Source organism: Pseudomonas sp. 2957, from assembly GCF_031456345.1.
GTDB lineage: Bacteria > Pseudomonadota > Gammaproteobacteria > Pseudomonadales > Pseudomonadaceae > Aquipseudomonas > Aquipseudomonas siliginis.
In genome coordinates this window covers 274,265-300,008 of the sequence record NZ_JAVDUL010000004.1, presented here as the reverse complement: position 1 = coordinate 300,008, position 25,744 = coordinate 274,265, and the positions used below count along the sequence as shown (strand labels likewise).

Sequence of the window (25,744 nt, the reverse complement as noted above, 5' to 3'; positions counted from 1 at the left end):
GTGCTTACTCCGCCGACACGTAGATGGTAACCATCTCGCCTTGTTTACCCGTCGAGAAACATCCCGTGCCACCGGCCGCCGATGAACGTCCTGCTTTTTCTAATCCACTCTCAGAAACCATTCTGTAATTCAAGTTCTCGACGGGCTGTCCATCCGCTGCATGGAAGGAAAAAACACGGTTAAAGACTCCGGGAATAACAACAGGCTCTGGCGGCACAAACGGCGCTGGCGTATGCGAATTGCCAATAATCACCGTCCCGGACCCAGCCGTGACCTTGTTGCCGTGAGATCCAACCGAACCTACTGTCGCAGCCGGTTTGCCGTTGATCAGAACAGTGGTCGCCAAGCCGCCCGACAGCGCACCACCACACGCCGAGGCATCGCCTTGGCGGGCGGCCGCGAGGCCATCGAAAAACACGTCGCCGGAACCGGCGGCGATCGGGTTGGTACCGTGGCCGGGGAGCGGGCAAGCGGTGGGGTCGGATACGCGTGCTGCGGGTTTGCCAGACATCGGGGATCTCCTTAGGTGACCTTGACTTGACCGCTGCCATCCAGGCGCGCGGAGAAACTGACCTGACGCTTGAAACCCTCGACTTCCAGCAGGCCTTCGATACTGAAGGCCAGGCGCAGTTGATCGTGGTCACGCGGCAGGGAAATGACACGCACGTTGCTCAGGCGTGGCTCGTAGGCTTCGATGAAGTTTTCGATAGCCAGACGGGCCTGACTCAGCGAGTCGTGCAGGCTCAGACGCATGTCATTGAGATCGGGCAACCCGTAGTCGGCCAGCGTTTGCACGCTGCCGGCCCGGGTGCTGAGCATTTTGGCCAGATGGGCAGCCACTGACGCCATGGCGCAAGCCTCAAGGCTGTTGCCCTTGCGTAGTTGTGCGTCGCCGTTGAGGCGTTCGAACAGGCTGCCGTATCCGTCCATGAGTCGCTCTTACTCTTTGTCCAGCTTGCCAACCAGCGACAGGGTGAAATCGGCACCCATGTACTTGAAATGCGGACGCACGTTCAAGCTCACGCGGTACCAGCCCGGCTCGCCTTCAACGTCGCTGACGATCACTTGCGCAGCGCGCAGCGGACGACGGCCACGCACTTCGGCGCTCGGGTTTTCCTGGTCGGCAACGTACTGACGGATCCACTTGTTCAGTTCCAGCTCGAGGTCGGTACGCTCTTTCCACGAACCGAGTTGCTCGCGCTGCAGCACTTTCAAGTAGTGAGCCAGACGGTTGACGATCATCATGTACGGCAGTTGGGTGCCGAGCTTGTAGTTCAGCTCTGCCGCCTTGCCTTCTGCGCTGATGCCGAAGAACTTCGGCTTCTGCACCGAGCTTGCGGAGAAGAACGCCGCGTTGTCGGAGCCTTTGCGCATGGTCAGGGAGATGAAGCCTTCCTCGGCCAGTTCGTATTCACGACGGTCGGAAACCAATACTTCGGTAGGGATCTTGGTTTCGATTTCGCCCATGCTTTCGAAATGGTGCAGAGGCAGATCTTCAACCGCGCCACCGCTCTGCGGGCCGATGATGTTCGGGCACCAGCGGAATTTGGCGAAGCTGTCGGTCAGCTTGGTGCCGAACGCGTAAGCGGTGTTGCCCCACAGGTAGTGCTCGTGGCTGTTGGCAACGGTTTCCTTGTACACGAACGACTTGACCGGGTTTTCTTCCGGATCGTACGGGTTGCGCAGCAGGAAACGCGGCACGGTCAGGCCAACGTAGCGGGAGTCTTCCGAAGTCCGGAAGCTCTGCCATTTGGCGAATTGCGGGCCTTCGAAGTGGTCTTTCAGATCTTTCAGATCCGGCAGGCCGGTGAAGCTTTCCAGACCGAAGAATTTCGGCCCGGCGGCAGCGATGAACGGCGCGTGGGACATGCACGAAACGCTGGCCACGTACTGCATCAGCTTGACGTCTGGCGAGCTTGGCGACATGTAGTAGTTGGCGATGATGGCGCCCACTGGCTGACCACCGAACTGGCCGTATTCAGCGGTGTAGATGTGCTTGTACAGGCCCGACTGCATGACTTCCGGCGAATCTTCGAAATCGTCCAGCAGGTCTTCTTTGGAGACGTTGAGGATTTCGATCTTGATGTTTTCGCGGAAGTTGGTGCGGTCGACCAGCAACTGCAGACCACGCCACGACGATTCCAGCGCCTGGAAATCCGGGTGGTGCAGGATCTCGTCCATCTGACGGCTGAGCTTGGCATCGATCTCGGCGATCATGCGGTCAACCATGGCTTTCTTGACCGGCTCACCGTTGTTCTGCGGCTTGAGCAGCTCTTCGATGAACGCCGACACGCCACGCTTGGCGATGTCGTAGGCTTCGTCGTCCGGGGTCAGACGGGTTTCGGCGATGATGCTGTCGAGAATGCTGTATTCGCCGCTGGCGGCGCTCTTCTCTTGTGCTGCGCTAGTGCTCATTGTGTTGGCTTCCTTGGCTACTGGAGTCTCAGGCGTCCGGGGCTGCGGCGTTCAGGCCCAGCTCACCGAGTACGCGACCGCGGGATTCGTCGTCGGCGAGCACGCCTTCGATCGCTTTACGGAACGCAGGTGCGTTACCCAGCGGGCCTTTGAGGGCCACCAGCGCATCGCGCAGTTCCATCAGTTTTTTCAGCTCAGGCACTTGCTCGACCAGGCTGGCCGGGTTGAAGTCCTTCATCGAATTGACGCGCAATTGCACGGCCAGCTCTTCAGCCTCGCCATCTTCCTGCAGACGGTTCGGCACGCTCAGCGTCAGACCCAGCTCTTGCTTGGCCAACACTTCGTCGAAGGTCATCTTGTCGATGCTGATCGGCTTGCGATCTTCGATTTTGCGATCGTCCTTGCGGTGGGTGTAGTCACCGATTGCCAGCAGCTTCAGCGGCAGTTCAATCTCTTCCTGAGCTCCGCCGGTGGCGGGTTTGAAGGTGACGTTGATGCGTTCCTTGGGGGCTACCGAGCCTTCTTTGGCCATGGCTTTTCTCCTTGCGGTTGTGGCCCTGGGGCCTATTCGAGTACCACTTCGAGGTCGAGGTGGCACAGCCTGCGATAAATCTCTTCCTTGCTTTCACGTACGGCGTGGTTCTGCGGCAACAACTCGCAGCAACTGTGCAGCAGGTGCAGCACTTGCAATGCAAGATCGGGCTCCCAGGCGTGCAGGCCTGAGTCCTGTAATGTCTGATCGAGGGTTTCGAGCTGGTTCTTGGCCAGTTCGTATTTCTTGGCCAGGAAACACAGCCGCGCGAGGGTGAACTGCCAGAAGAAGCGTTCGCGGCCACCGTGGGCCGATTGCAGACCCTGCTTGAGAATCTGCACGGCCGGCTTCAAACCTTCCTTGCGCAGAATTGGCTGGACTTCCTCGAGGGCTTTTTCCCAGGCCGGCTGGGTTTCGACGTTCTCGCTTTCGACCTTGCGCGGCGCGCTGGCGCTTTGCAGGTGCGGCATGACATTGGCGGCGATCCACGCGCGGGTGGACGGATCGGCAAACGGCGCGCCGTCATGGAAGCGCAACTCGATGATGCCCGGCAGGCGCTGAATCAAAAGCGCGAAGTGGATTTCCACTTCGCGCATGGCCAGCTCGGCGTTAAGGTTCTGGAGACATTCCCAGACCATCCTCTGGCCATCGAACCAGAACGGCGCCTTCGCCAGGCTCGCCTCCAGTTCCACCAGCAGATCGGCGTATTTGCCCTGATCGAAACGGTCCTGATAGAGCTTGAGCTTTTCCAGCGGCAGACCGCGCAGCACGGTGATCTGCTCGGCGTTGCGCTCGGGCACTGCGTCGATGGTCATCCACAACAGCGTGCGATTGAGGCGCAGGGCACGCAGATCGGTAGCCTTCTGCTTGAGCCACCAGGCACACAACGGCCGGGCGCTGTCCTGCTGGGCGCGCAGGGCTTTGTGCGCATCCCGCTCGTTGTCGATCGGTGCGCCAGGAGTGAGCAGCTGGGTCGCGGCCTGCTTGACCTGCGCCACCGCCGCCCCCACCACGCCGGGTGCCGGCTGGTTGTCGGCGGCACGCTGGATCATGGTTTTCAGGCGGCGGGAGATCGGCAGCAGCAGTGGCGCGTCATCGCCCAGATGTTCAGTGCACGCGGCCTCAAGACCGGCCAGGTGCTCGGAGAGCTGCCGGAACATCGGCAACTGCTCTTTGATCGCAATGTTTTCGGTGATGACCTGCTCGAGACGCGGCACCAGCCAGCCGATCGCGGCGGCACGGGTGCGGGGTTTGAGCGGGTGGACGTCGGCCCAGTTGTTTTCCGACAGATGGTGCAGCAGACCGAGGCCGGCAAGCAGCCCGGGGAAGGATTCGCGCTGGTACAGCGACCAGGTCAGCCAGGCGCCGACACGCAGATCCTTGGATTGGGTACGCAGCAGATTTTCGCTGTTTTCGCGGATTTTCAGCCAGTCGATCTGCCCGCTTTCGTGCATCGACGAAGCCTTGGCCAGCTCACTTTCCAGCGCCTCGAATTCGCTCGAAAAACGAACGTCTTCGCCCGCAAAATTCTCTTTGGAAACAGAGACTTTTGCGAGTTCGAGGTAATGGGCGGAAAGTTTGCTTGAGTAGGACATCCATGGCCTTTATTAAGGATTACAGTCATGCGCGTGAATGGAGTTTCAGCAACGCGGGACAGTATCGAAGAGCAGTTCAGCGACTCATCCAATTGAGATGTGCTCTTTCAAGTGGGCGCATCGTAATCACTATGATGGCCACTAGCAAGCATCTGATTAAACAACAAGACGAACTGTTCATTGCGATCTGTAGGAGATCGCCCTATATGTCGCAGGGGTTTCCCTGATGCCGTTTATAAATCAGCGCATTTTCCCGGCTCCCGCCAAACCATTGTCCCAGAGCCTCGGCCGCAGCCGGGCGAGTTTACCTGACGCCCGCACCCTCGAGCGGCGTGCAGCATGCCAAATTCAAAAAAAAATAGAAGTAGGACACTTCCTAAAATGACCGGGTTCCATCGAGAAGTTTGCAGCGACAACGATCAATGCAAAAAGTGCCACTATAATGATGGCATTTCATTATTCTGAAACTTTACTCCCCCGGCAAATACTGGCACTTCGATAGTTATCCGAGCCGCGTCCTACAGACACTTCTCGCATTCCAACCAAGACTTCCACACCGGAATACTCTGACAAATTTCAGGGATACTTCTTACATCAATTAGTTTGCCGCGCCGCTAGCTTGCCCTGGCAACTTTTCATGCGCGGCGATCAGGGAGGACGGTATCGCGCTTTGACTCACTTTGCTTAAGGACAAGCCCATGTTCGGCAAAGGCCACTGCGCGCCATTCTCACTGCATATCCCGGCCATTCGTCACGACTTCAAGGTGCTCGCGTTCACGGGCACTGAAGCCATCAGTCAGCTGTACGCATTTCGCATCGAGCTGGTGAGCGAGCACGCAGATTTCGATCTGGAAAGCTTGCTCAGCCAGCCTGCTTTTCTGCAATTCGGGTTAGCGGGCGAAGGCATTCACGGGCGGATCGAAAATGTCATGCTCAGCGAATCGGGAAAGCGCCTGACCCGCTATGAGCTGTCACTGGTACCGGCGCTGCATTATCTGCAAATGAGCCACGATCAGCGGATTTTTCAGCAGCTGACAGTGCCGCAGATCGTCGCGCAAGTGCTCAAAGGCCATGGCATCCAGGCCGATGACTTCACGTTCAATGTCGCCGCCGGTGAGCCTCGTGAGTACTGCACGCAATACGGCGAAAGCGACTTCCTATTCATTCAGCGTCTGTGCGCCGAAGAGGGTATTGCCTGGCACCACCAGCATTCGCTCGACAGGCACTTGCTGGTGTTCAGCGACAGCCCGGTGTTCGCGCGCAAATTGGGCACCACACCCTTCAGGGTCGATAGCGGCATGGTCGCCGAACACCCGGTGGTCAACCACCTGAGCATGGGCTTCAACACCCGTACCAGCACGGTCACCCGCCGCGACTATGACCTCAAGCGCCCAAGCCTGCTGCTGGAAAGCCGCTTCACCGCAGAATTCACGCCGGCTCTGGAGGACTATCGCTATCCACTGCTGATCAAGTCCGAGAAGCACGGCAAACAGCTGGCGCGTCAGGCCTTGGAGCGCCATCGCAGCGACTATCAATGGATTGAAGGCAAAAGCGATCAGGCGATTTTGCGCAGCGGTCACCTGTTCGAGCTGAGCGAACATCCCAGGGCCGAGTGCAACGAGTTGTGGCTGTTGGTCAGTCTCAGTCACGAAGGCAAGCAACCGGCAGTGCTCGAAGAGGCTTTCAGCAGCGAGGCGAAACCTGCCGATGGTTTTTCCCAGGGCTATCGCAATACCTTCAGGGCCATTCCCGCAGAGGTGGTCTACCGTCCGCCTTTGCCCGCGCCAAGACCCTTGCTGGTCTGCCAGACCGCGCGCGTTACCGGGCCTCCCGGAGAAGAGATCTTCTGCGATGAGTACGGCAGGGTTCGTGTCGAGTTTCCCTGGGATCGCGCTGAACGCAACAGCGAAAAAAGCAGCTGCTGGTTAAGCGTAGCTTCCAGTTGGGCAGGTGACGGATTCGGTGCGGTGACCATTCCCCGGGTCGACATGGAAGTGGTCGTGACCTTCCAGGAAGGCGACCCGGACCAACCGCTGATTACCGGCTGCGTCGCCAACAAGGTCAATGCCGTCGCTCATCCCTTGCCGGCGAGTAAAACCCGCACGGTATTACGCAGCCAGAGCTCACCGCGCAATGGCGGCTACAACGAACTGTCGATCGAGGATCGCGCCGGGCAGGAGAAGATCTACCTGCGCGCGCAGCGCGACCTCGAGCAACTGATCCTCAATGACAGCCGCAGTCTGATCACTCGCGACCGCCATGAGCATGTCGGCAATGACAGCACCAGCCTTATCGAAGGCAGGGATTCGCGCACTCATCAAGGACTGCGCAGCACAGTAATCAACGCCGACGACTTGTTGCAGGTCAGCGGCACCAGCAGCCAGACCCTGGGCGCTCTGGTGATCCAGGCCGGCCAGCAGGCGCATGTCACGGCAAGCAACGTGGTGATCGATGCCGGCATGAGCCTGACGCTGTCAGCGGGCGGCCATCACATCGTGATCAATGCCGGCGGGATTTTCAGCAGCGTGCCCATCGTTCAGGGCGGAGCGCCACTGCCGGGGCTCGCACCGCTACAACCGCTACAGGCAGAGGCTGGCCTGGTTCTTCCGAGCAGCGCCACACCGCTGTCGATCGTCAACAGCGCCCGCCAGCAGGCAGCGGATTTTTGCCCGCTGTGCGAAGCCTGCGCGGCGGGTCAGTGCGAGCTGGGAGAAGTCGCATGAGCCCGGTCGAACAATGGTTGCACGCTCAGTCCCGCGCCGGCTGCGAACTGTATCTGATGCTCGACACCGACGGCCACAGCGCAGAGCACGCTGCGTTGACCCGCGACCTCGGCACCGAGCGGTTTCGTCCGCTCTACAGCGGCACGCCGGCCGAGTCGCTGGTGCCGACCGGCCCGCTACTGTTGCAAATCGATACGGCGCAGCATCCCGCCATCCAGACCTTGCTCGCCACGCCCGAGCGCAATTGGGGCTGGCTGGCCAGTGCCCGTCACGTCGAACTTGATCTGCTGGCGGCGCATTGGCGTGATCGCCTGATAACCGGCGAACGCCCGAATCAGGCGGTGTACCGCGTGCATGACAACCGGGTTCTGGGACGTGCGCTGGCGCACCTGCAACCCGAGCACCGCGCGGCGTTTCTCGGGCCATTCAACAGCGTCTGCTATTGGCACGCAGAGCGATGGAACGCCATCGACAACCCGGACCCCGGCCACCACCCGCTGCCGATGGATCCGCCGTGGCTGCACACGCCGACCCCGGAGCTGATCTACGCCAACGTGCTGTTCGACAACACCCGCCGTTACCTGGTCGGCGAACACACCGAAGCCATGGCCACGCTGGCCGAACAACTGGACGTCGATGAGTGGCTGTGGGGCCTGATTCAACTGACGCACTTATGGGGCTGGCAACAACCGGAGCAAGTGCATTTCTTGCTGACCCGCAGTTTGCAGTTACCGGGATATCGGCCAGGCAAATCATGGCTGCCCAAACCCGGTGAAGATCCGGCGATGCATTTTGAGCGGGTATATCAGGAAGCGTTGTATTGGCAGGGAGAGGTAGGTCGATGAGGCACTTGAAACGAGGGTTTCTGCTGAGTGGTTGCCTGGGATTGCTGGTGGGTTGTACGACGGTGAAGACCCCGAACACGTTTACGTTTGTTCCGGATTTTCCGCCTGGATTCAAATATGAGCTGAAGGCTATCTACCTGCCCGCAGCGGGTGAAACCTGCCGCGTGCCAGGAAAGCCGGATTTCTGGGTGAGCTTCAATAAACCCACCATGGAATATGTAAGCACTGCGGAAATCGAGTTGTACAAAACCGTCAGCGATTGTCCGTTGGCGCTCAACAAAGTGGAAATCAAGGTCATCGGCTTTTATGGAAAAGGCCGAAGCAACTTCAGCATGGACTACGCCTCGATTTTCGTGCGCCCAGAGTTGCTGGAACGACTAAAGGGCACTTTCAACGAGGACGGTGAAGGGGAGTTTTATGGTGAATGCAGGTGGTCATTCCGCACCGTCGGTCCACATCGGTCCCTGATCAAACTGCTGACCTGCAAAAACTTGGATGCACAGGGCAACGTGCTGCGAACGAGACCTTCCACGGCGTACACATTGACTCAACTTGAGGGCAAAACGGTGACGCTGAAGGTCAGGCTGGCAAGTGAAGAACTTCCAGCCATCGGCGATACCTGGATCAAAGTACCCCGCGGCTGGAAGCGCTGTATGGGTGACAACTTCGAGGATCAATACGCCTTTTGCTACGGCAACGACACAAATTTCAGCACTTTCAAAATGGTCGATGGGCGGGTTTGCACCATCTATCCGGGATGCACGGAGCAAGGGGCACCATGAACATTGAGACTTTCTCGGCGACCGATTTGCGCTTCATGCAGGGCGACATACATGCCTGCCCTAAACGCGGCCATCGTACCAGCTTCCAGCTAGTGGACGAATTCGGCGACGGTAAGCCATACGCTGGTCTGTCTTACGAAGTGATTGATTACGAAGACACGGCCCATAGCGGAAAACTTGATGCGACTGGATCTGCAAAGATCGACGATCATTATTGCGGTCCACTAGTACTCAAATTGAAGAGCCGCTATCAAGGCAGCGAAAAATCTTACACATTTTTGCAAAAGCGCCCCCACTATCCCCTCCCCATCACCGAACTCCAGGTCCGCGCCGAAAAAACCCGCTTTTTCCACAAAACAGGCACTCGCACCCAGGCCAACCCCGCCAAGGACCTGCCCGAAACCGATGCGTACTGCCAAGTCGAAGTCAGTGAATTGGTAAAACACATCGCCCACTTGCCGCCGCTGGCTGCTCGTCGCGACCCTCCGAAAAGGGCGGCGCACAAGCTCATGCGCCCCGCTGCGAAATCCAGAGACTTCACGGTCGTCGATAAAACTTCTGCGGATGGCGGACTGCACGCAATCCTGAGTTCGGCGGAAATGGCCACCGTCGAGCTGGGGTTTTCCCCGCCACCGCCCAAGGGCGTCGCGTTGCTACCGAACAAACACCATGTGCTGGAAGTACGGCCGATGAGAGCGCTACGGCCAATGCTGTCGACAGGCGAAGCGTTCTGCGCGCTTAACCTTTATCAGCTGTCGGTGATGGCGACGCTGAGCTACACCGATTTCGGGCAGGAACCCAACACTCAACCGGTGCAGACCGACACGGTAAGCTTTCCGCTACAGCCCAGCAGCGGCAACTGGTTCGGCCACGCGCTGCCGCAGTTCGACGAGTTGTGGAAGGTCGATGACTCGCAAACGCAGAAATACTACCCACTGTACGAAGACGTGCCGTATTCGAAACGCTTGGAAGTGGTGCCGTTCGACCCGAACCTTTACCCCGAAGTGAATGACCCCGCGTTGGGCGACGAACAAGAACACCCGGCCAAGTTGCACTGTCTCGATGACCGTAACAAAGACAACAGTACTGATACCCAAGCTTTCATCTGCCACCACGACGAGTTGATCCTGATCAGCGTGCGAGGTACCAGTGAGATCTGGCCCGACGGCCGGCGTGACGGCGATGCCTATCAGGTTCCCTTTGCCGAAGGCGAAGGCAAAGTGCACCGCGGTTTCTACGGTGGCGCTTTGGCGGCTTATCCATTTATCGTGACTTATCTGGAAAAATTCTACAGCGGGCAAAAGCTGCTGATCACGGGTCACAGTCTGGGCGGTGCAGTTGCACTGATCCTGTCCGAGATGCTGAGACGCAACCTGGAGTTTTCCCCGCAAATCGTGCTCTACACCTACGGCGCCCCCCGCGCTGGTGACACCACGTTCATCGAAAGCGCCAAAGCATTGGCCCACCACCGCATCGTCAATCAGAACGACCCGGTTCCGAGCGTTCCCGCCACATGGATGAATACTTTCGCCAAGCCTGGGCCGATGTACGCAACCAACGCCGTGGTGCTGGGCTTCAACCCGGTCGCCGGCCTCGGCCTGCTGATCTGGGGAATCATCAATTTCTTTGGCGACGACTATGGGCATCACGGTGCTTTGCGCCATTTCATGCCCGTTGAGTTCGACAAGGACCACCGATCCTCCCTTCTCTGGGAGCCGGGTTGCAGCACGATCGTCGATCACGGCTGCGCCAAGGCCCTGCGCGCTACCAACGGCTTGCCCGAACGCGGATCGTTTCTGCGGCAGTTGTTCGACCGGGGTCACCACTCAATGGTCGGCAGCTACATCCCCGGCTGCTGGGCCAGCTTGCGCCGTTGGCAGGAAGCACTGCAGCGCAAGCGTTCGCTGGTGACCAATCGCGAATTCGAGTGGATCAGCAGCGCCCTGGAGAATATTCAGCAACAGCTGCGGGCCGTTAAGCGCGATCTGCAAAACAACCACCGTTCTTACGTGCGAGAGCAGGAGCGCGCGCACAAGACGCTGATGCTCAATCAGGAAATAGACAAGATCAGCATGACCAAGGCCCGCCTGACAGCGCTGCGCAGTCAACGGGTCACCGAGGTCGACGTTTACGGCAGCTATGCCGACCAGCCCGAATGGGTCGAGGAAAGTCTGCTGCGCTGGAACAGCCATGCGGAAAATCTTGTTCAAGAACAACTGGCGATGATCCCGCCAGCCGCTGAAGACCACGACGCCGCTATCGCCGCGATGACCGGAGGGCATGCGGTTGGCGAGCCGTTTCAGCTGGATATTGATTCGTTCATTTAACTTAATCAGTCAACAAGGAAGTACCGATGCTCTCGTTGTCCCCCAAGTTAAACTTCGCCACTGCAACGCACTCGATCCGCGCTTTGTTATTGGCCAGCTTCATAATATTTGGAACTGGATGCAACTCGTTCTCCAGTTCGGCAACACTGAACATGGACATCCCTGCGAATTTTAGCGTCACCGCCGAAGCGTACTATCAGCCGTTTTCCCCATATTACTGTTACGCGCCAGAAAACTACGCAAGAGACCCCAACCTTGGAGTCAAAAAATTTAAACAACCTTGGCAACCCACTGCGCAGACCGCCAAGTTCAACGTCAAATTACTTCCCAGCATTGGGGGCTGTCTCACGCTCCTCAGCGAAATCAAGATCTGGATCATGGACATGACTGAGGATCCAGAGAAACTTGGCTTAAGCGCCGTCTGGATACATATTAATGACTTGGCAGATGAACCACTGGACGAGCATGGGTCGAACGAGAACTTGCTTTCAGTCGAGTGTAAATATGCGGACTCCCGGTTAAGTAAAGTCTTCAAATATGAATTGGTATGCAAAGGGCAGAGTACGAACGATGAAATTTTGGGCAGGCTACGAATTGAGCAATTCCAGGATAAGCCATTGCGATTAACAGTTCGGATGACCGAGTAGTCGGCGTGCTGCCCGACGGTTAAGTCCCAATGACTGCCGCAAGCTGGCTAGACAGCTTGGTCATGTCCGCTATCAAACGCAGTCTGAGCGCGAAGGACTGGGGCACAATGATCAAAGGTCACGGCGGAATCCTCGATTGGATGGACTCGACATGCTTCGCGGCACCGCTCTTCTTTCACCTGACGCGTTACTTCTTCTCCGTCTGATCTAGACGAATGCTCCAACCACAAAAAATGGGCACCCGACCGCAATCGGTGTGCCCATTTTTCATTTGCGGTACTCCCCGTCATTCAGGGGAGCACGCCGCCATCAAGGATTGACGCTGTCCTTCAACGATTTGCCTGGCTTGAACGCCACGGTGTTGCTGGCCTTGATCTTGACCGGTTCGCCGGTCTGCGGGTTTTTGCCGGTGCGGGCGCCGCGGTGGCGTTGCAGGAAGGTGCCGAAGCCGACCAGCGTCACGCTGTCCTTGCGGTGCAGGGCGCCGGTGATTTCTTCGAGGACGGCGTTGAGGACGCGATTGGCCTGTTCTTTGGTCAGGTCTGCCTTTTCGGCGATTGCAGCGGCGAGTTCTGGTTTACGCATTAGTGAAGCCCCTTTGACGGTTTTTTGTTGTTATGTCCGTGCTGTTCTCGTTGGAACAGCGCCCAAGGCGCCGCAGGCTCTACTCTGCGGCAGACGGGAGTGAGAATGGCACGCCGCCAACGGCGGCGCCAGTCTCCCCAAGACCTTTGTCGGGGCAAAAGAGCGGTGTTTGCGACAGAACGACCGGCATTTACGCCAGCAGCGGCGGCAGCTGTTTGTTCAGGGCCAGTTTTTCCATGACCGCCCCGCCGGTCAGGGCGTAACCGAGCAACTGACCGTCGGCACCGTGGCACAGCGCTTTGACGTCGGCGCCCTGCCCTTCGACGCTCCAAACGCCTTCGCTGCCCCGTGGTGGCGGCGACACCACCAGCGGGCACACCGGGGTTTTCACGGTGATCGGCATCGGCCCGTAGCTGACCGCGGTCGGGTTTCCGGCGAGGGTTTGCGCCAACGCGCGCGCGCAGCTCATCAGCGGCATCACGTAGAGCAGATTGAGCCCGTCGACTTCGGCGCAGTCGCCCAAGGCGTAGATGTTGGCGTGAGAGGTCTTCAGGTAACGATCGACCATCACGCCGCGATTGATCTGCACGCCGGCAGCCGCTGCCAGATCGATGCGCGGGCGCAGACCGATCGCCGAGACCACCACATCGCACGGGATGATCTGACCGTCGGACAGGTGCGCTTCGAGGCCATCGACTACTTTCTCCAGGCGGGTCAGCACCGGGCCGAGGTGAAACTTCGCCCCGATACTTTCCAGCCCGGCCTGCACGGCCGCCGCCGCGGCAGGATGCAAGAGCATCGGCATGACCTGTTCGCATGGCGCGACCAGTTGCACTTCGTAGCCGCCGAGGATCAGGTCATTGGCGAATTCGCAGCCGATCAACCCGGCGCCGAGCACCAAGACCCGACGCTTGCCCGTCGCTGCGGCACGGAAGCGCGCGTAGCCTTCCAGATCGTTAATCGGGAATACCAGTTCCGCGCCGTCGCCTTCGATCGGCACGCGCACGGTTTCCGCGCCCCAGGCCAGAATCAAGTCGCGATAGGGCACGGCTTCTTCGCCGATCCACAAGCGTTTGTGGCCGGCATCGATGCCGCTGATGCGCGTGTGGGTGCGCACTTCGGCCTTCAACTGCTCGGCCATGGCGCCGGGTTCGGCCATGCTCAGGCCGTCGGCGTCCTTGTTCTTGCCGAAGCCGGTGGAGAGCATCGGCTTGGAGTAAGAGCGGCCGTCATCGGCGGTGATCAGCAGCAGCGGGGTTTCGCTGTCGAGCTTGCGAAACTCGCGGGCCAGGTTGTAGCCCGCAAGCCCGGTGCCGATGATGACGACTGGTGCGCTCATGCCTTACTCCTCTATTTGCTTAGTTGATTTCAATCATTTCGAAGTCCATTTTGCCGACGCCGCAGTCGGGACACAGCCAGTCTGCCGGTACGTCTTCCCAGCGGGTGCCCGGCGCGATGTCGTCATCCGGCCAACCCTCGGCTTCGTTATAGATCAGGCCACAGACGATACATTGCCACTTCTTCATTCAGGTACTTCCTCAGGGTTCAGGCGTAGTGCCGGCGCGGACGGTCGATGGGTGTTGCGCTGCCATCCTGCTCAGGGCGTTTTGTACTGAGGGTGCCGCGCAGATGCAAGCCTGTTCGGCGCAACGGCGGCCGGCGCCGCTCAATCCTGTCGCCTGCCATGGTAAGCTCGCCGCCTCATTTGCGGCCAATAATGACTCATTGTGCAACATTCAAATGCCTGCCCCGCCCCGCTCTGGCTGACCCAAGACCGCCTGACGCCCCGCCCCGATCCGTTCACCCTGGACTGGTTGTTCGACGAAGGTTCGCTGACCCGCCGTTTGACCTGTTTGTCCGAGGATGGCTTCAGCGTGTCGCCGTTGTTCGAAGGCTGGGACACCCTGCGCGCTGATGAATGCGCGGCACTGGATCTGGCCGAGGGCAGCGAAGGCTGGGTGCGTGAGGTGTATTTGCGTGGTCATGGCGAAGCCTGGGTGTTTGCCCGCAGCGTCGCCTCGCGCGCCGCCCTGCAAGGCGATGGTTTGCACATGGATGAACTGGGCAGCCGCTCGCTGGGTGAACTGCTGTTTTGCGATCGCGCATTTCAACGCCGCGCCATTGAAGTCTGCCACTACCCTGAACAATGGTTGCCGCCAGCGGTGCAAGCCCCTGAACTGTGGGGCCGGCGTTCGCGTTTCGACCGTGGCGCGCTGAGCGTGCTGGTCGCGGAAATCTTCCTGCCGAGCCTGTGGGACGCCGCCCGCGCCCATCCGGAGAACTGCTGATGTATCAAAGCCTGCTCAAGTCCCTCAACCGTCTGAACCCGCGCGCCTGGGATTTCGTTCAGTTGACGCGCATGGACAAGCCGATCGGCATTTACCTGCTGCTGTGGCCGACATTGTGGGCATTGTGGATTGCCGGCAAGGGCTCGCCGTCGCTGGCCAACGTGGTGATTTTTGTTCTTGGCGTAGTGCTGACCCGTGCCGGCGGCTGCGTGATCAACGACTGGGCTGACCGCAAGGTCGACGGCCACGTCAAACGCACCGCGCAACGGCCGCTTGCTGCTGGCCGGATCAGCTCGAAGGAAGCGCTGGTGTTCTTTGCCGTGCTGATGGGCATCAGTTTTCTGCTGGTGCTGTGCACCAATGCGCCGACGATCTGGCTGTCGCTCGGCGGTCTGGCGCTGGCGTTCACTTATCCGTTCATGAAGCGCTACACCTATTACCCGCAAGTGGTGCTGGGCGCGGCGTTCTCTTGGGGCATGCCGATGGCCTTTACCGCTGAGACCGGCGAGTTGCCAGCGGCGGCGTGGCTGCTGTGGATCGCCAACCTGCTGTGGACGGTGGGCTACGACACTTATTACGCGATGACCGATCGTGATGACGACCTGAAGATCGGCGTGAAATCCACGGCGATTCTGTTTGGCGAGGCGGATCGGGTGATCATCCTCAGCTTGCAGGCGCTGTCATTGGGCTGCCTGATTCTGGCCGGGTCGAAGTTCGAGCTGGGGATCTGGTTCCACCTCGGTTTGCTGGTGGCTGCGGGATGTTATGCGTGGGAGTTCTGGTACACGCGCAGCAAGGACCGCATGCGCTGCTTCCAGGCGTTCTTGCATAACCACTGGGCAGGCTTGGCGATCTTTGTCGGGATCGTGCTCGATTACGCATTGCGCTGATGCATGACACCCGTGGGAGCGAGCCTGCTCGCGAAGGCGTCATGGCAGTCACCTCTGCGATAACTGATACACCGCTTCGCGAGCAGGCTCGCTCCCACAGGGTTTTGGACCGTAGTTATTTGGCCTTGGCGACTTTCCACGCGCCGTCCATTTTGCCGTCGCCGGTCATGTCGCCGGCCTTCTTGTCCATCACAAAGGTGTACAGCGGCATGCCCTGGTAGGCCCATTGCTTGCTGCCATCATCACGAGTGATTACCGTCCAGTCCCCCATCGACTTGTCATTCGCTGTCGCCATTAGCGGCGGCCAGTTTGCCGCGCACTTGTCGTTGCACGCGGACTTGCCAGCGGAGTCCTTGGCGAAGGTGTACAGGGTCATGCCCTTGTGGTCGGTGTACATGCCGTCCTTCTCCATCGCCGGATCGGCCGCCATGGCCAGCCCCGGCAATGTCAGGGCGGCGGCCATCAGCAGGGCTTTGAAAGAAGCAGTCATCTGAGTCATGGAAACCTTCTTTTGTGGTTGTCAGGATTCGGACTTAGAGCTTAGTCGAGGATGGGTGCAAATGTTGCCGGCCTGAAATACTGTCACACGACTGCAATAATTCCGTTATCTAATGCGGCGCAAGACAGTTAAATGACAAGAGGATTAAGGCATGGTTGGCAGGAGCATTCTGATCGTCGACGACGAAGCGCCCATTCGCGAAATGATCGCCGTGGCGTTGGAAATGGCCGGCTATGACTGCCTAGAGGCAGAGAACTCGCAGCAGGCTCACGCCATCATCGTCGACCGCAAACCGGACCTGATCCTGCTCGATTGGATGCTGCCCGGCACCTCGGGCATCGAACTGGCCCGGCGCCTCAAGCGTGACGAGCTGACCGGGGACATCCCGATCATCATGCTCACCGCCAAGGGCGAAGAGGACAACAAGATCCAGGGCCTGGAAGTCGGCGCCGACGACTACATCACCAAACCGTTTTCCCCGCGTGAACTGGTCGCCCGCCTCAAGGCTGTGCTGCGCCGCGCCGGACCGACCGATGGCGAAGCGCCGATCGAAGTCGGCGGCCTGCTGCTCGACCCGATCAGCCACCGCGTGACCATCGACGGCAAACCCGCCGAGATGGGCCCGACCGAATACCGCCTGCTGCAATTCTTCATGACCCATCAGGAACGCGCGTACACCCGTGGCCAGTTGCTTGACCAGGTCTGGGGTGGCAACGTCTACGTCGAAGAACGCACCGTCGACGTGCACATCCGCCGCCTGCGCAAGGCCCTCGGCGACGCTTACGAAAATCTGGTACAAACCGTGCGCGGCACCGGTTATCGGTTCTCTACAAAAGCATAAAAGCAGCTGCAAGCTTTTAGCTACAAGCGGCAAGTAACAGCCGATCCGCTTTAGCTTGGAGCTTGCGGCTTGAAACTTGAAGCTGCGGCTAAGGACGCCTCTGTGAATCAAAACTGGCATGGCACCCTGATTCGCCACATGCTGTTGCTGGTCACCGCCTGCCTGGTGATCGGCCTGATCACCGGCTATTACGGCTGGAGCCTCGCGGCGGGCCTGGGGCTTTATCTGGCCTGGACGCTCAAGCAACTGCTGCGTCTGCACGAATGGCTGCGCCAGCATCAACCCGACGAAGCACCGCCCGATGGCTATGGTCTGTGGGGCGAGGTGTTCGACAGCATCTATCACCTGCAACGCCGCGACCAACGGGTGCGCGGGCGTCTGCAAGCGGTGATCGACCGGGTGCAGGAATCCACCGCCGCGCTGAAAGACGCGGTGATCATGCTCGACAGCGACGGCAACCTCGAATGGTGGAACCGCGCCGCGGAAACCCTGCTCGGGCTGAAAACTCCGCAGGACAGCGGCCAACCGGTGACGAACCTGGTGCGCCATCCGCGCTTCAAGGAATACTTCGAGCAGGACAGCTTCGCCGAGCCACTGGAAATCCCTTCGCCGACCAACGATCGCGTGCGCATTCAGCTGTACCTGACGCGCTACGGCAACAATGAACACCTGATGCTGGTCCGCGACGTGACGCGCATCCATCAGCTGGAACAGATGCGCAAGGACTTCATCGCCAACGTCTCCCACGAGCTGCGCACACCGTTGACGGTGATCTGCGGCTATCTGGAAACCCTGCTGGACAATGTCGAAGAAGTGAACCCGCGCTGGAGCCGTGCTCTGCAACAAATGCAGCAACAGGGCGGGCGCATGCAGACGCTGCTCAACGACCTGTTGCTGCTGGCGAAACTGGAAGCCACCGACTACCCGTCGGACAACCAACCGGTGCAGATCGACACGCTGCTGCAATCGATCACCAGCGATGCGCAGCAGTTGTCGGGATCGAAGAACCAGCGCATCAGCCTCGAGGCCAATGCCGCAGTGCTGCTCAAGGGCAGCGAAGCGGAGTTGCGCAGCGCGTTCTCCAATCTGGTGTTCAACGCGGTCAAGTACACCCCGGCCGAAGGCAACATCCGCATTCGCTGGTGGGGCGACGATCAGGGCGCGCACCTGAGCGTGCAGGATTCCGGCATCGGCATCGACAGCAAACACCTGCCGCGCCTGACTGAACGTTTCTACCGCGTCGACTCGAGCCGCAACTCCAACACCGGCGGCACCGGCCTCGGCCTGGCCATCGTCAAGCACGTGCTGCTGCGCCACCGCGCGCGGATGGAGATAAGCAGCGTGCCCGGCCACGGCAGCACGTTCACCTGCCATTTCGCCCCGGCCCAAGTGGCCAGCGCACGGGCGATCAGCGCCACCGAGTGATGCCGCCCGGCACACGCCACTAGGCAATCGCACGGTCAGCCGCTACATTGGCTGACTTGTGCCTGCTTTTCAGGCGCTGTTTCTCCCTACTTTCGAATCACACGGAACCCGCAAAACTCCATCATGGACCCTTCCCCTGGCTTGTCCCTCGCTACCATTTTTGCCGACTTCGGCATGATTCTTTTTGCTCTGATCCTGGTTTTGCTCAACGGATTTTTCGTTGCGGCGGAATTCGCCATGGTCAAACTGCGCTCGACCCGGGTCGAGGCCATCGCTGAACAACACGGCTGGCGCGGGCACATCCTGCGCACCGTGCACAGTCAGCTCGATGCCTACCTGTCGGCGTGTCAGCTCGGCATCACCCTCGCCTCTCTCGGTCTGGGCTGGGTCGGTGAACCGGCGTTCGCGCATATTCTCGAGCCGCTGCTGAGCGCAGTCGGCGTCGACTCGCCCGAGATCATCAAAGGCGTGTCGTTCTTCACCGCGTTCTTCATCATTTCGTACCTGCACATCGTGGTCGGCGAGCTGGCGCCCAAGTCGTGGGCGATCCGCAAACCCGAGCTGCTGTCGCTGTGGACGGCGGTGCCGCTGTACCTGTTCTACTGGGCGATGTACCCGGCGATCTACCTGCTCAACGCCAGCGCCAACGCGATTTTGCGTATCGCCGGGCAAGGTGAACCCGGCCCGCACCATGAACACCATTACAGCCGCGAAGAACTGAAATTGATCCTGCACTCCAGCCGTGGCCAGGATCCCAGCGATCAGGGCATGCGCGTATTGGCCTCGGCCGTAGAAATGGGCGAGCTGGAAGTGGTCGACTGGGCCAATTCCCGCGAAGACCTGATCACCCTCGAATTCAACGCGCCGCTGAAGGAAATCCTGGCGATGTTCCGTCGCCACAAGTTCAGCCGTTATCCGGTGTACGACAGCGAGCGCCAGGAGTTCGTCGGCCTGCTGCACATCAAGGATCTGCTGCTGGAACTGGCCGCGCTGGACCACATTCCCGAGTCGTTCAACCTGGCCGAGCTGACCCGCCCGCTGGAGCGCGTATCGCGGCACATGCCGCTGTCGCAACTGCTGGAGCAGTTCCGCAAGGGCGGCTCGCACTTCGCCGTGGTCGAGGAGGCTGACGGCAACATCATCGGCTACCTGACCATGGAAGACGTGCTGGAAGTGCTGGTCGGCGATATTCAGGACGAACACCGCAAGGCAGAGCGCGGCATCCTTGCCTATCAGCCGGGCAAGTTGCTGGTGCGTGGCGATACGCCGTTGTTCAAGGTCGAGCGTCTGCTGGGCATCGATCTTGATCACATCGAAGCGGAAACCCTTGCCGGGCTGGTTTACGAAACCCTGAAACGGGTGCCGGAAGAGGAAGAAGTGCTGGAAGTCGAAGGCCTGCGCATCATCATCAAGAAGATGAAAGGGCCGAAGATTGTCCTGGCCAAGGTGTTGATGCTCGATTGATGGGAGTTTGGGGGGCTGTTGTGGCGAGGGGATTTATCCCCGTTGGACGGCGCAGCCGTCCCAAAACCATTGAATGCAGTCAGTTAGTACAGAGTTGCAATATTTGGGGCCGCTTCGCGGCCCAACGGGGATAAATCCCCTCGCCACAAAAACCCTCAACACCCTATCGCGCCTACTGCTTGCCCAACGCAAAGTTGGGCAACGCCCCCAGCGGCTGGTTGAACTGATAGGGAATCGATACCAGCCCTTCGCCGGTATTGCGCTGCACCACGAAATGCAGGTGCGGGCCGCTGCTGTTGCCGGTGTTGCCGGACAGCGCCAGCGGGCTGCCGACCTTCACCCGTTGTCCTTCGCGCACACTCACCGACCCCTGTTTCAGATGCAGGTACACGCCCATCGTGCCGTCGTCGTGCAGCACCCGGACGAAATTGCCGGAGGCATCGGTACCGCGCCCGCTCTGTGAGTTCTCGGTCTTGACTACTACTCCCGCTCGCGCGGCGATGATCGGCGTGCCCACCGGCATGGCGATGTCCATGGCGTAGCGGTTCTTCGGCCCGTAGTGGCTGTATTGACCGTTGGCGCCCTGACTCAGGCGAAACGGCCCGCCACGCCAGGGCAGCGGATAGCGATAGCTCTGCGCGGTGCCTGCGGGGTCGCCCAGCGAATACTGGAACTGCGGCGAATACACCAGCGGCTGGTCACGGCTGATCGCCGTCAGCAGCGCCAGCCGAGTGTTGCTGCGCGGTGGCAGCACGCGACGGATCGCCCGCGCAGGCACGCCGCGCACATTGCTCGTGCCGATGAAGGCCAGGGCAACCTCAACCGGCGCGTACAGATCGTTGCGCGCAAACACTACGTCGACGCCCTTCTGCTTCTTGATGTCCAGATACACCTGGCGGTCGAGGCGCTCGACCATACGGTCCTGAAACACGAACACTTTCGCGCCTTTGCTCGGGCGGTCGCTGTACGAGACCACGCCGTTGGCATCGGTGGATTTGTAAATGGTCATGGCCATCGCCAGCTGGGAGGCCAGGCAGAGACCGCAGAAAAACAGCAGGCGCGCGAGCATGGGCAAGAGTCTGTCGAAGGAAGGCCTGGGAATCAGCCTAGCAGCTGAGACAGACCAGGCTAGTCGACAGATGTTTCAAAATGGCCAGCGGGGGCATGGGTGGTGTTTTGGCTGGCCCCTTCGCGAGCAGGCTCGCTCCTACATTTGGAATGCGTTCCAGGGTGGGAGCGAGCCTGCTCGCGAAGGCGGCCTATCGGGCGACGAAGCTTACGCGCCGGGTACGAAATGCTTCTGCGCCGTGCCACGGGCGATCAGGCGCGAGATGTAGTCGAGCTTCTGCGCATCCTGGTCGACAAAGCGGAAGGTCAGTTGCAGCCAGTCGCTGTCGGCTTTCTGCTCGTGGGCGACGATCGCGTGCAGGTAACCATTGAGGCGCGCGATCTCGGCGTTATCGCCCTGCTCCAGATCAAGCACGGCGCTGTCGAGGATCTGCGGCAGGGTTTCGGTGCGCTTCACTACCAGCAGCGCTTCCTTGATGCTCAGGGCCTTGATCACGCATTGCTGAGTACCGCTCGGCAGGCGCAACTGGCCCTGACCACGACCGCCGACCGGCGCCTTGGATGCACCGGGCGCCTGAACTGGCGGGCTGTTGAGCAAACCGCGCGACGGCGCAACGGATGGAGCGGGTGCAGTAGCGGCAGCGGCAGGCCTGGCCGCAGCGCCGCCAACCACGGCAGGCTTGCCGCCGGTCAGTGCGCTCAGAGAATCGTTGCCGAACGCCGAATTCATCTTGGTCGGCGCGCTGTTCATCAAGGTGTCGAGCTTGCCGACCTTGTTCAGTGCCTGCTTGACCTTGGTCAGCAGTTGCTCGTTGGTGAACGGCTTGCTGACGTAACCGGATACGCCGGCCTGAATCGCCTGCACGACGTTTTCCTTGTCGCCACGGCTGGTGACCATGACGAACGGCATGGTCTTGAGGTTGTCCTGCTCGCGGCACCAGGTCAGCAGTTCGAGGCCGGACATTTCCGGCATTTCCCAGTCACACAGCACCAGGTCGAAAGCCTCTTTGGCCAGCATCGCCTGGGCCTTTTTGCCGTTGATGGCGTCCTCGGTGCGGATCCCCGGGAAGTAATTACGCAGGCACTTTTTCACCAGGTCACGAATGAACGAAGCATCGTCCACGACCAACACACTGATCTTGCTCATCCAACACCCCTATTAAAATCCCGGCAAGCATAACGCTGGCTGATGGCACATTGCCAAAACTCTTCAGTCACGCCGGGACTTTTCGTTCGCGGGTGCTGCTTTTTAATGCGCTTTCCGATCCGTATCTGCTTCCGAAAAGCAGAAACAAAAACGCCCGGCCAGAGGGCCGGGCGCTTTTCTCAGGCAATCTTACTTATCGTCAGCTTCGCCCGGAACATTAGCGGTTTCAGCGCTTGTGCCTTCAACTTCTTCTTTCATGCGCTTGAGGCCCATGTGACGCACGTCGGTGCCGCGCACGAGGTAGATCACCAGTTCGGAGATGTTGCGCGCATGATCGCCGATGCGCTCCAGCGAACGCAGGACCCAGATGATGCTCAGCACCCGCGAGATAGAGCGCGGGTCTTCCATCATGTAGGTGGCCAGCTCACGCAAAGCGGTTTTGTATTCGCGGTCGATGATTTTGTCGTACTGCGCCACCGACAAGGCCAGATCGGCGTCGAAACGGGCGAAGGCGTCCAGCGCATCGCGCACCATGTTGCGTACCTGGTCGCCAATGTGACGAACCTCGACGTAACCGCGCGGCGCTTCGCCTTCTTCGCACAACTGGATGGCACGACGGGCGATCTTGGTGGCTTCGTCGCCGATACGCTCAAGGTCGATCACCGACTTGGAAATGCTGATGATCAAACGCAGGTCGGAGGCTGCCGGCTGACGACGGGCGAGAATGCGCAGGCATTCTTCGTCGATGTTGCGTTCCATCTGGTTGATCTGGTCGTCGATCTCACGCACCTGCTGAGCCAGGCCGGAGTCGGCCTCGATCAGCGCCGTGACCGCGTCGTTGACCTGCTTCTCGACCAGCCCGCCCATGGCAAGGAGGTGGCTGCGCACTTCCTCCAGTTCAGCGTTGAACTGCGCGGAAATGTGATGGGTAAGGCCTTCTTTGGAAATCATTGTTCGCTCCGCGAAAGTTGCAAGCTTCAAGCTGCAAGCTTCAAGCAGTTATGTATAAGTCCTGATATCGCACCAATTCTTTCTTGCCGCTTGAAGCTTGCGGCGTGCAGCTGCCCCAATCAGCCATAGCGACCGGTGATGTAGTCTTCGGTCTGCTTCTTCGCCGGATTGGTGAACAGAGTATCGGTGTCGCCGAATTCCACCAGTTTGCCCATGTACATGAACGCGGTGTAGTCGGACACCCGTGCCGCCTGTTGCATGTTGTGGGTCACGATGACGATGGTGAACTTGGACTTCAGCTCGTAGATCAGCTCTTCGACTTTCAGCGTCGAGATCGGGTCGAGAGCCGAGCACGGTTCGTCGAGCAGCAGCACTTCCGGCTCGACCGCGATGGTGCGCGCGATCACCAGACGCTGTTGCTGACCACCGGACAGGCCGAGGGCCGAGTCGTGCAGACGGTCTTTGACCTCGTCCCACAATGCCGCGCCTTTCAACGCCCATTCAACGGCTTCGTCGAGAATGCGCTTCTTGTTGATGCCCTGGATGCGCAGACCGTAGACGACGTTCTCGTAGATGGTCTTCGGAAACGGGTTGGGCTTCTGGAACACCATGCCGACGCGACGACGCAGCTCGGCAACATCTTCGCCCTTGCGATAGATGTTGTTGCCGTACAGGTTGATCGCGCCCTCGACGCGGCAGCCGTCGACCAGATCGTTCATCCGGTTGAAGGTACGCAGCAGCGTCGACTTACCGCAGCCGGACGGGCCGATGAACGCGGTCACACGCTGCTTCGGGATGTTCATGCTGACGTCGAACAGTGCCTGTTTGTCGCCGTAGTACAGGCTCAGGCCCGGCACTTCGATGGCGACGGTTTCCTGCGCCAGGTTGAGGCTCTGCTTGTCGCGGCCCAGGGCAGACATGTTGATGCCGTGGCTGTGTGTTTCGTGCTGCATGGGTCTCACTCCGTTCGTAGCTGCAAGCTTCTGGCTGCAAGCTGCAAGTTTGAGCAAAAGCGGCTTGTAGCTTGCCGCTTGTGGCTAATGGCTTTAGCTATCCAGTGCTTTGTATTTTTCGCGCAGGTGGTTGCGGATATACACCGCCGACAGGTTCAGCGTCGCGATCACCAGCACCAGCAGCAGCGCGGTGGCGTACACCAGCGGGCGGGCTGCTTCGACGTTGGGGCTCTGGAAGCCGACGTCATAGATGTGGAAGCCCAGGTGCATGATCTTCTGGTCCAGGTGCAGGTACGGGTAGTTGCCGTCCACCGGCAGCGACGGCGCCAGTTTCACCACACCCACCAGCATCAGCGGCGCCACTTCACCGGCGGCGCGGGCCACGGCGAGGATCATCCCGGTCATCATGGCCGGGCTGGCCATCGGGATAACGATTTTCCACAGCGTTTCCGCTTTGGTCGCGCCGAGGGCCAACGAGCCTTCACGCACGGTACGAGGAATCCGCGCCAGACCTTCTTCGGTCGCCACAATCACCACCGGCACCGCCAGCAGTGCCAGGGTCAGCGAGGCCCAGAGCAGGCCCGGCGTGCCGAAGGTCGGTGCCGGCAGTGCTTCAGGGAAGAACAAGCGGTCGACCGAGCCACCCAGCACGTAAACGAAAAAGCCCAGGCCGAACACGCCGTAAACGATCGCCGGTACGCCGGCGAGGTTGTTCACCGCGATACGAATGACGCGAGTCAGGGTGTTCTGCTTGGCATATTCGCGCAGGTACACCGCTGCCAGCACGCCGAACGGTGTAACGATCATCGCCATGATCAGGGTCATCATCACGGTGCCGAAGATCGCCGGGAAGATCCCGCCTTCGGTGTTCGCTTCACGCGGGTCGTCGGAGAGGAATTCCCAGATCTTGCTGAAGTAGAAACCAACCTTGGTCAAGGTGCTCATGCCGTTTGGCTGGTAGGCATGCACGACTTTGCCCAGACCGATTTCGATTTCCTTGCCGTTGGCGTCACGGGCGGTCAAGGCGTCGCGGTTGAACTGAGCATGCAAATCAGACAGACGTGCTTCGATGTCCTTGTAGCGCGCGTCCAGCTCGGCGCGCTCGGATTCCATGTCCGCTTGTGCGGTGGCGTCGAGTTTGCCTTCCAGCTCGAGTTTGCGCCCGTGCAGACGGATTCGCTCGAGGCCGGCATTGATTGCGCCGATGTCGGTTTTTTCCAGCGTTTTCAGCTGAGCAGCAAGATCGTTCACACGGTCGATGCGCGCTTGCAGTTCGGGCCATGCGGCCTCGCCCTCGGCGATGACCTTGCCATCCTGCTTGACGTTGACCAGGTAGCCGTAGAAGTTGCCCCACTCGCGACGCTCGATCGCCATCAGCTCGGGCGGCGTGGTCTGCTTGGTCAACCACTCGCCGACGATCCAGGTGAAGTCGTTGCCGTTCAGGTCACGGTTGCCGACCTTGATCAGCTCGCGGGTCATGAATTCCGGACCTTCGTCCGGCACCGGCAGACCGGCGCTCTTCAGACGTGCGCGCGGCACTTCTTCTTTCTGCACCACTTCGCCGATCACCAGGTGATTGGCCTGGCCCGGTACGTCGTAATGCGCGTGGATCAGGTCCGCCGGCCAGAAGTGACCGAGACCGCGCACGGCAATCACCGCCAACAGGCCAATGGTCATGATGACCGCGATGGACACCGCGCCACCGCTGATCCAGACGCCCGGGGCGCCGCTCTTGAACCATCCTTTCAGGGAGTTCTGTTTCACAGA

General features: G+C 59.8%; 24 protein-coding genes and 1 pseudogene. 11 read left to right on the top strand and 14 right to left on the bottom strand.

The annotated features are described in order from the left end of the window. Positions 1 to 4: 4 nt before the first annotated feature. From J2Y39_RS15985 to tssA, 5 genes are read right to left on the bottom strand one after another with little or no spacing between them, the layout of a single operon-like run. Entirely contained in the window at positions 5 to 511 is a 507-nt protein-coding gene (locus J2Y39_RS15985) for a PAAR domain-containing protein (protein WP_056790890.1), read from the bottom strand. An 11-nt stretch (positions 512 to 522) separates the two neighbouring features. Then, on the bottom strand, positions 523 to 930 hold the full coding sequence (gene tssE / locus J2Y39_RS15980) for a type VI secretion system baseplate subunit TssE (RefSeq protein ID WP_007920274.1): 408 nt from the start codon (positions 928 to 930) through the stop codon (positions 523 to 525). 9 nt (positions 931 to 939) lie between these two features. Further along, positions 940 to 2,415: a type VI secretion system contractile sheath large subunit gene (gene tssC / locus J2Y39_RS15975; protein WP_016772499.1), complete on the bottom strand. Its 1,476-nt coding sequence runs from the start codon at positions 2,413 to 2,415 to the stop codon at positions 940 to 942. A 28-nt stretch (positions 2,416 to 2,443) separates the two neighbouring features. Continuing rightward, entirely contained in the window at positions 2,444 to 2,947 is a 504-nt protein-coding gene (gene tssB / locus J2Y39_RS15970; RefSeq protein ID WP_016772498.1) for a type VI secretion system contractile sheath small subunit, read from the bottom strand. Positions 2,948 to 2,979: 32 nt separating this feature from the next. Then, complete coding sequence (gene tssA, locus J2Y39_RS15965; RefSeq protein WP_056790892.1) at positions 2,980 to 4,542, bottom strand: type VI secretion system protein TssA; 1,563 nt, start codon at positions 4,540 to 4,542, stop codon at positions 2,980 to 2,982. Between the two features lie 698 nt (positions 4,543 to 5,240). Here tssA and tssI point away from each other — a divergent pair. The 6 genes and pseudogenes from tssI to J2Y39_RS15935 form a co-directional block, all read left to right on the top strand. Continuing rightward, on the top strand, positions 5,241 to 7,265 hold the full coding sequence (gene tssI, locus J2Y39_RS15960) for a type VI secretion system tip protein TssI/VgrG (RefSeq protein WP_310218725.1): 2,025 nt from the start codon (positions 5,241 to 5,243) through the stop codon (positions 7,263 to 7,265). Beyond that, complete coding sequence (locus J2Y39_RS15955) at positions 7,262 to 8,110, top strand: DUF4123 domain-containing protein (protein ID WP_310218724.1); 849 nt, start codon at positions 7,262 to 7,264, stop codon at positions 8,108 to 8,110. The genes tssI and J2Y39_RS15955 overlap by 4 nt, the downstream gene beginning before the upstream one ends. Next, a complete protein-coding gene (locus tag J2Y39_RS15950; RefSeq protein WP_310218722.1) occupies positions 8,107 to 8,892 on the top strand; it encodes a hypothetical protein in 786 nt (261 codons plus the stop codon). The genes J2Y39_RS15955 and J2Y39_RS15950 overlap by 4 nt, the downstream gene beginning before the upstream one ends. Next, complete coding sequence (locus J2Y39_RS15945) at positions 8,889 to 11,219, top strand: lipase family protein (protein WP_310218719.1); 2,331 nt, start codon at positions 8,889 to 8,891, stop codon at positions 11,217 to 11,219. Before J2Y39_RS15950 ends, J2Y39_RS15945 begins: the two co-directional genes overlap by 4 nt. 26 nt (positions 11,220 to 11,245) lie before the next feature. Continuing rightward, the gene (locus J2Y39_RS15940; protein ID WP_130910094.1) at positions 11,246 to 11,866 is read left to right on the top strand and encodes a hypothetical protein; all 621 of its coding nucleotides are present in this window, start codon (positions 11,246 to 11,248) and stop codon (positions 11,864 to 11,866) included. A 44-nt stretch (positions 11,867 to 11,910) separates the two neighbouring features. Beyond that, positions 11,911 to 12,072: pseudogene (locus J2Y39_RS15935) on the top strand (phosphatidate cytidylyltransferase); the annotation flags it as partial. Positions 12,073 to 12,175: 103 nt separating this feature from the next. On the opposite strand, the gene J2Y39_RS15930 reads toward J2Y39_RS15935, so the two are convergent. The 3 genes from J2Y39_RS15930 to J2Y39_RS15920 all read right to left on the bottom strand — a co-directional run bounded on the left by J2Y39_RS15930 (position 12,176) and on the right by J2Y39_RS15920 (position 13,977). Continuing rightward, positions 12,176 to 12,451: an HU family DNA-binding protein gene (locus J2Y39_RS15930; protein ID WP_003213368.1), complete on the bottom strand. Its 276-nt coding sequence runs from the start codon at positions 12,449 to 12,451 to the stop codon at positions 12,176 to 12,178. Between the two features lie 190 nt (positions 12,452 to 12,641). Then, positions 12,642 to 13,790, bottom strand: coding sequence for an FAD-dependent oxidoreductase (locus J2Y39_RS15925; RefSeq protein WP_310218717.1), 1,149 nt, complete (start codon positions 13,788 to 13,790; stop codon positions 12,642 to 12,644). Positions 13,791 to 13,809: 19 nt separating this feature from the next. Further along, positions 13,810 to 13,977, bottom strand: coding sequence for a rubredoxin (locus tag J2Y39_RS15920; protein WP_305381791.1), 168 nt, complete (start codon positions 13,975 to 13,977; stop codon positions 13,810 to 13,812). 201 nt (positions 13,978 to 14,178) lie between these two features. Between J2Y39_RS15920 and J2Y39_RS15915 the strand changes: the two genes are divergently transcribed. After that, on the top strand, positions 14,179 to 14,739 hold the full coding sequence (locus J2Y39_RS15915) for a chorismate lyase (protein ID WP_310218715.1): 561 nt from the start codon (positions 14,179 to 14,181) through the stop codon (positions 14,737 to 14,739). After that, positions 14,739 to 15,629, top strand: a complete 891-nt coding sequence (gene ubiA, locus J2Y39_RS15910) for a 4-hydroxybenzoate octaprenyltransferase (protein WP_122506247.1) — start codon at positions 14,739 to 14,741, stop codon at positions 15,627 to 15,629. Before J2Y39_RS15915 ends, ubiA begins: the two co-directional genes overlap by 1 nt. 115 nt (positions 15,630 to 15,744) lie before the next feature. On the opposite strand, the gene J2Y39_RS15905 is transcribed toward ubiA, so the two are convergent. After that, positions 15,745 to 16,128, bottom strand: a complete 384-nt coding sequence (locus tag J2Y39_RS15905; protein WP_133335608.1) for a hypothetical protein — start codon at positions 16,126 to 16,128, stop codon at positions 15,745 to 15,747. A gap of 151 nt (positions 16,129 to 16,279) precedes the next feature. Between J2Y39_RS15905 and phoB the strand changes: the two genes are divergently transcribed. The 3 genes from phoB to J2Y39_RS15890 all read left to right on the top strand — a co-directional run bounded on the left by phoB (position 16,280) and on the right by J2Y39_RS15890 (position 19,858). Further along, positions 16,280 to 16,969 (top strand): phosphate regulon transcriptional regulator PhoB, encoded by a 690-nt coding sequence (gene phoB / locus J2Y39_RS15900; RefSeq protein WP_007896474.1) that lies wholly within the window; start codon positions 16,280 to 16,282, stop codon positions 16,967 to 16,969. A gap of 138 nt (positions 16,970 to 17,107) precedes the next feature. Then, a complete protein-coding gene (phoR, locus tag J2Y39_RS15895) occupies positions 17,108 to 18,394 on the top strand; it encodes a phosphate regulon sensor histidine kinase PhoR (RefSeq protein ID WP_264082210.1) in 1,287 nt (428 codons plus the stop codon). Between the two features lie 123 nt (positions 18,395 to 18,517). Continuing rightward, the gene (locus J2Y39_RS15890; protein ID WP_016772486.1) at positions 18,518 to 19,858 is read left to right on the top strand and encodes a hemolysin family protein; all 1,341 of its coding nucleotides are present in this window, start codon (positions 18,518 to 18,520) and stop codon (positions 19,856 to 19,858) included. Between the two features lie 172 nt (positions 19,859 to 20,030). On the opposite strand, the gene J2Y39_RS15885 is transcribed toward J2Y39_RS15890, so the two are convergent. The 5 genes from J2Y39_RS15885 to pstA form a co-directional block, all read right to left on the bottom strand. Then, positions 20,031 to 20,927, bottom strand: coding sequence for a M23 family metallopeptidase (locus J2Y39_RS15885; protein WP_041476599.1), 897 nt, complete (start codon positions 20,925 to 20,927; stop codon positions 20,031 to 20,033). A gap of 207 nt (positions 20,928 to 21,134) precedes the next feature. Next, a complete protein-coding gene (locus J2Y39_RS15880) occupies positions 21,135 to 22,073 on the bottom strand; it encodes a response regulator (protein WP_310218707.1) in 939 nt (312 codons plus the stop codon). Positions 22,074 to 22,262: 189 nt separating this feature from the next. Further along, positions 22,263 to 23,024 carry a phosphate signaling complex protein PhoU gene (gene phoU / locus J2Y39_RS15875; RefSeq protein ID WP_016772483.1) on the bottom strand — a complete coding sequence of 254 codons (762 nt, stop codon included), beginning with the start codon at positions 23,022 to 23,024 and terminating at the stop codon, positions 22,263 to 22,265. Between the two features lie 119 nt (positions 23,025 to 23,143). Then, entirely contained in the window at positions 23,144 to 23,977 is an 834-nt protein-coding gene (gene pstB, locus J2Y39_RS15870; protein ID WP_041476597.1) for a phosphate ABC transporter ATP-binding protein PstB, read from the bottom strand. Between the two features lie 93 nt (positions 23,978 to 24,070). Then, positions 24,071 to 25,741: a phosphate ABC transporter permease PstA gene (gene pstA / locus J2Y39_RS15865; RefSeq protein WP_016772481.1), complete on the bottom strand. Its 1,671-nt coding sequence runs from the start codon at positions 25,739 to 25,741 to the stop codon at positions 24,071 to 24,073. Positions 25,742 to 25,744 lie beyond the last annotated feature (3 nt).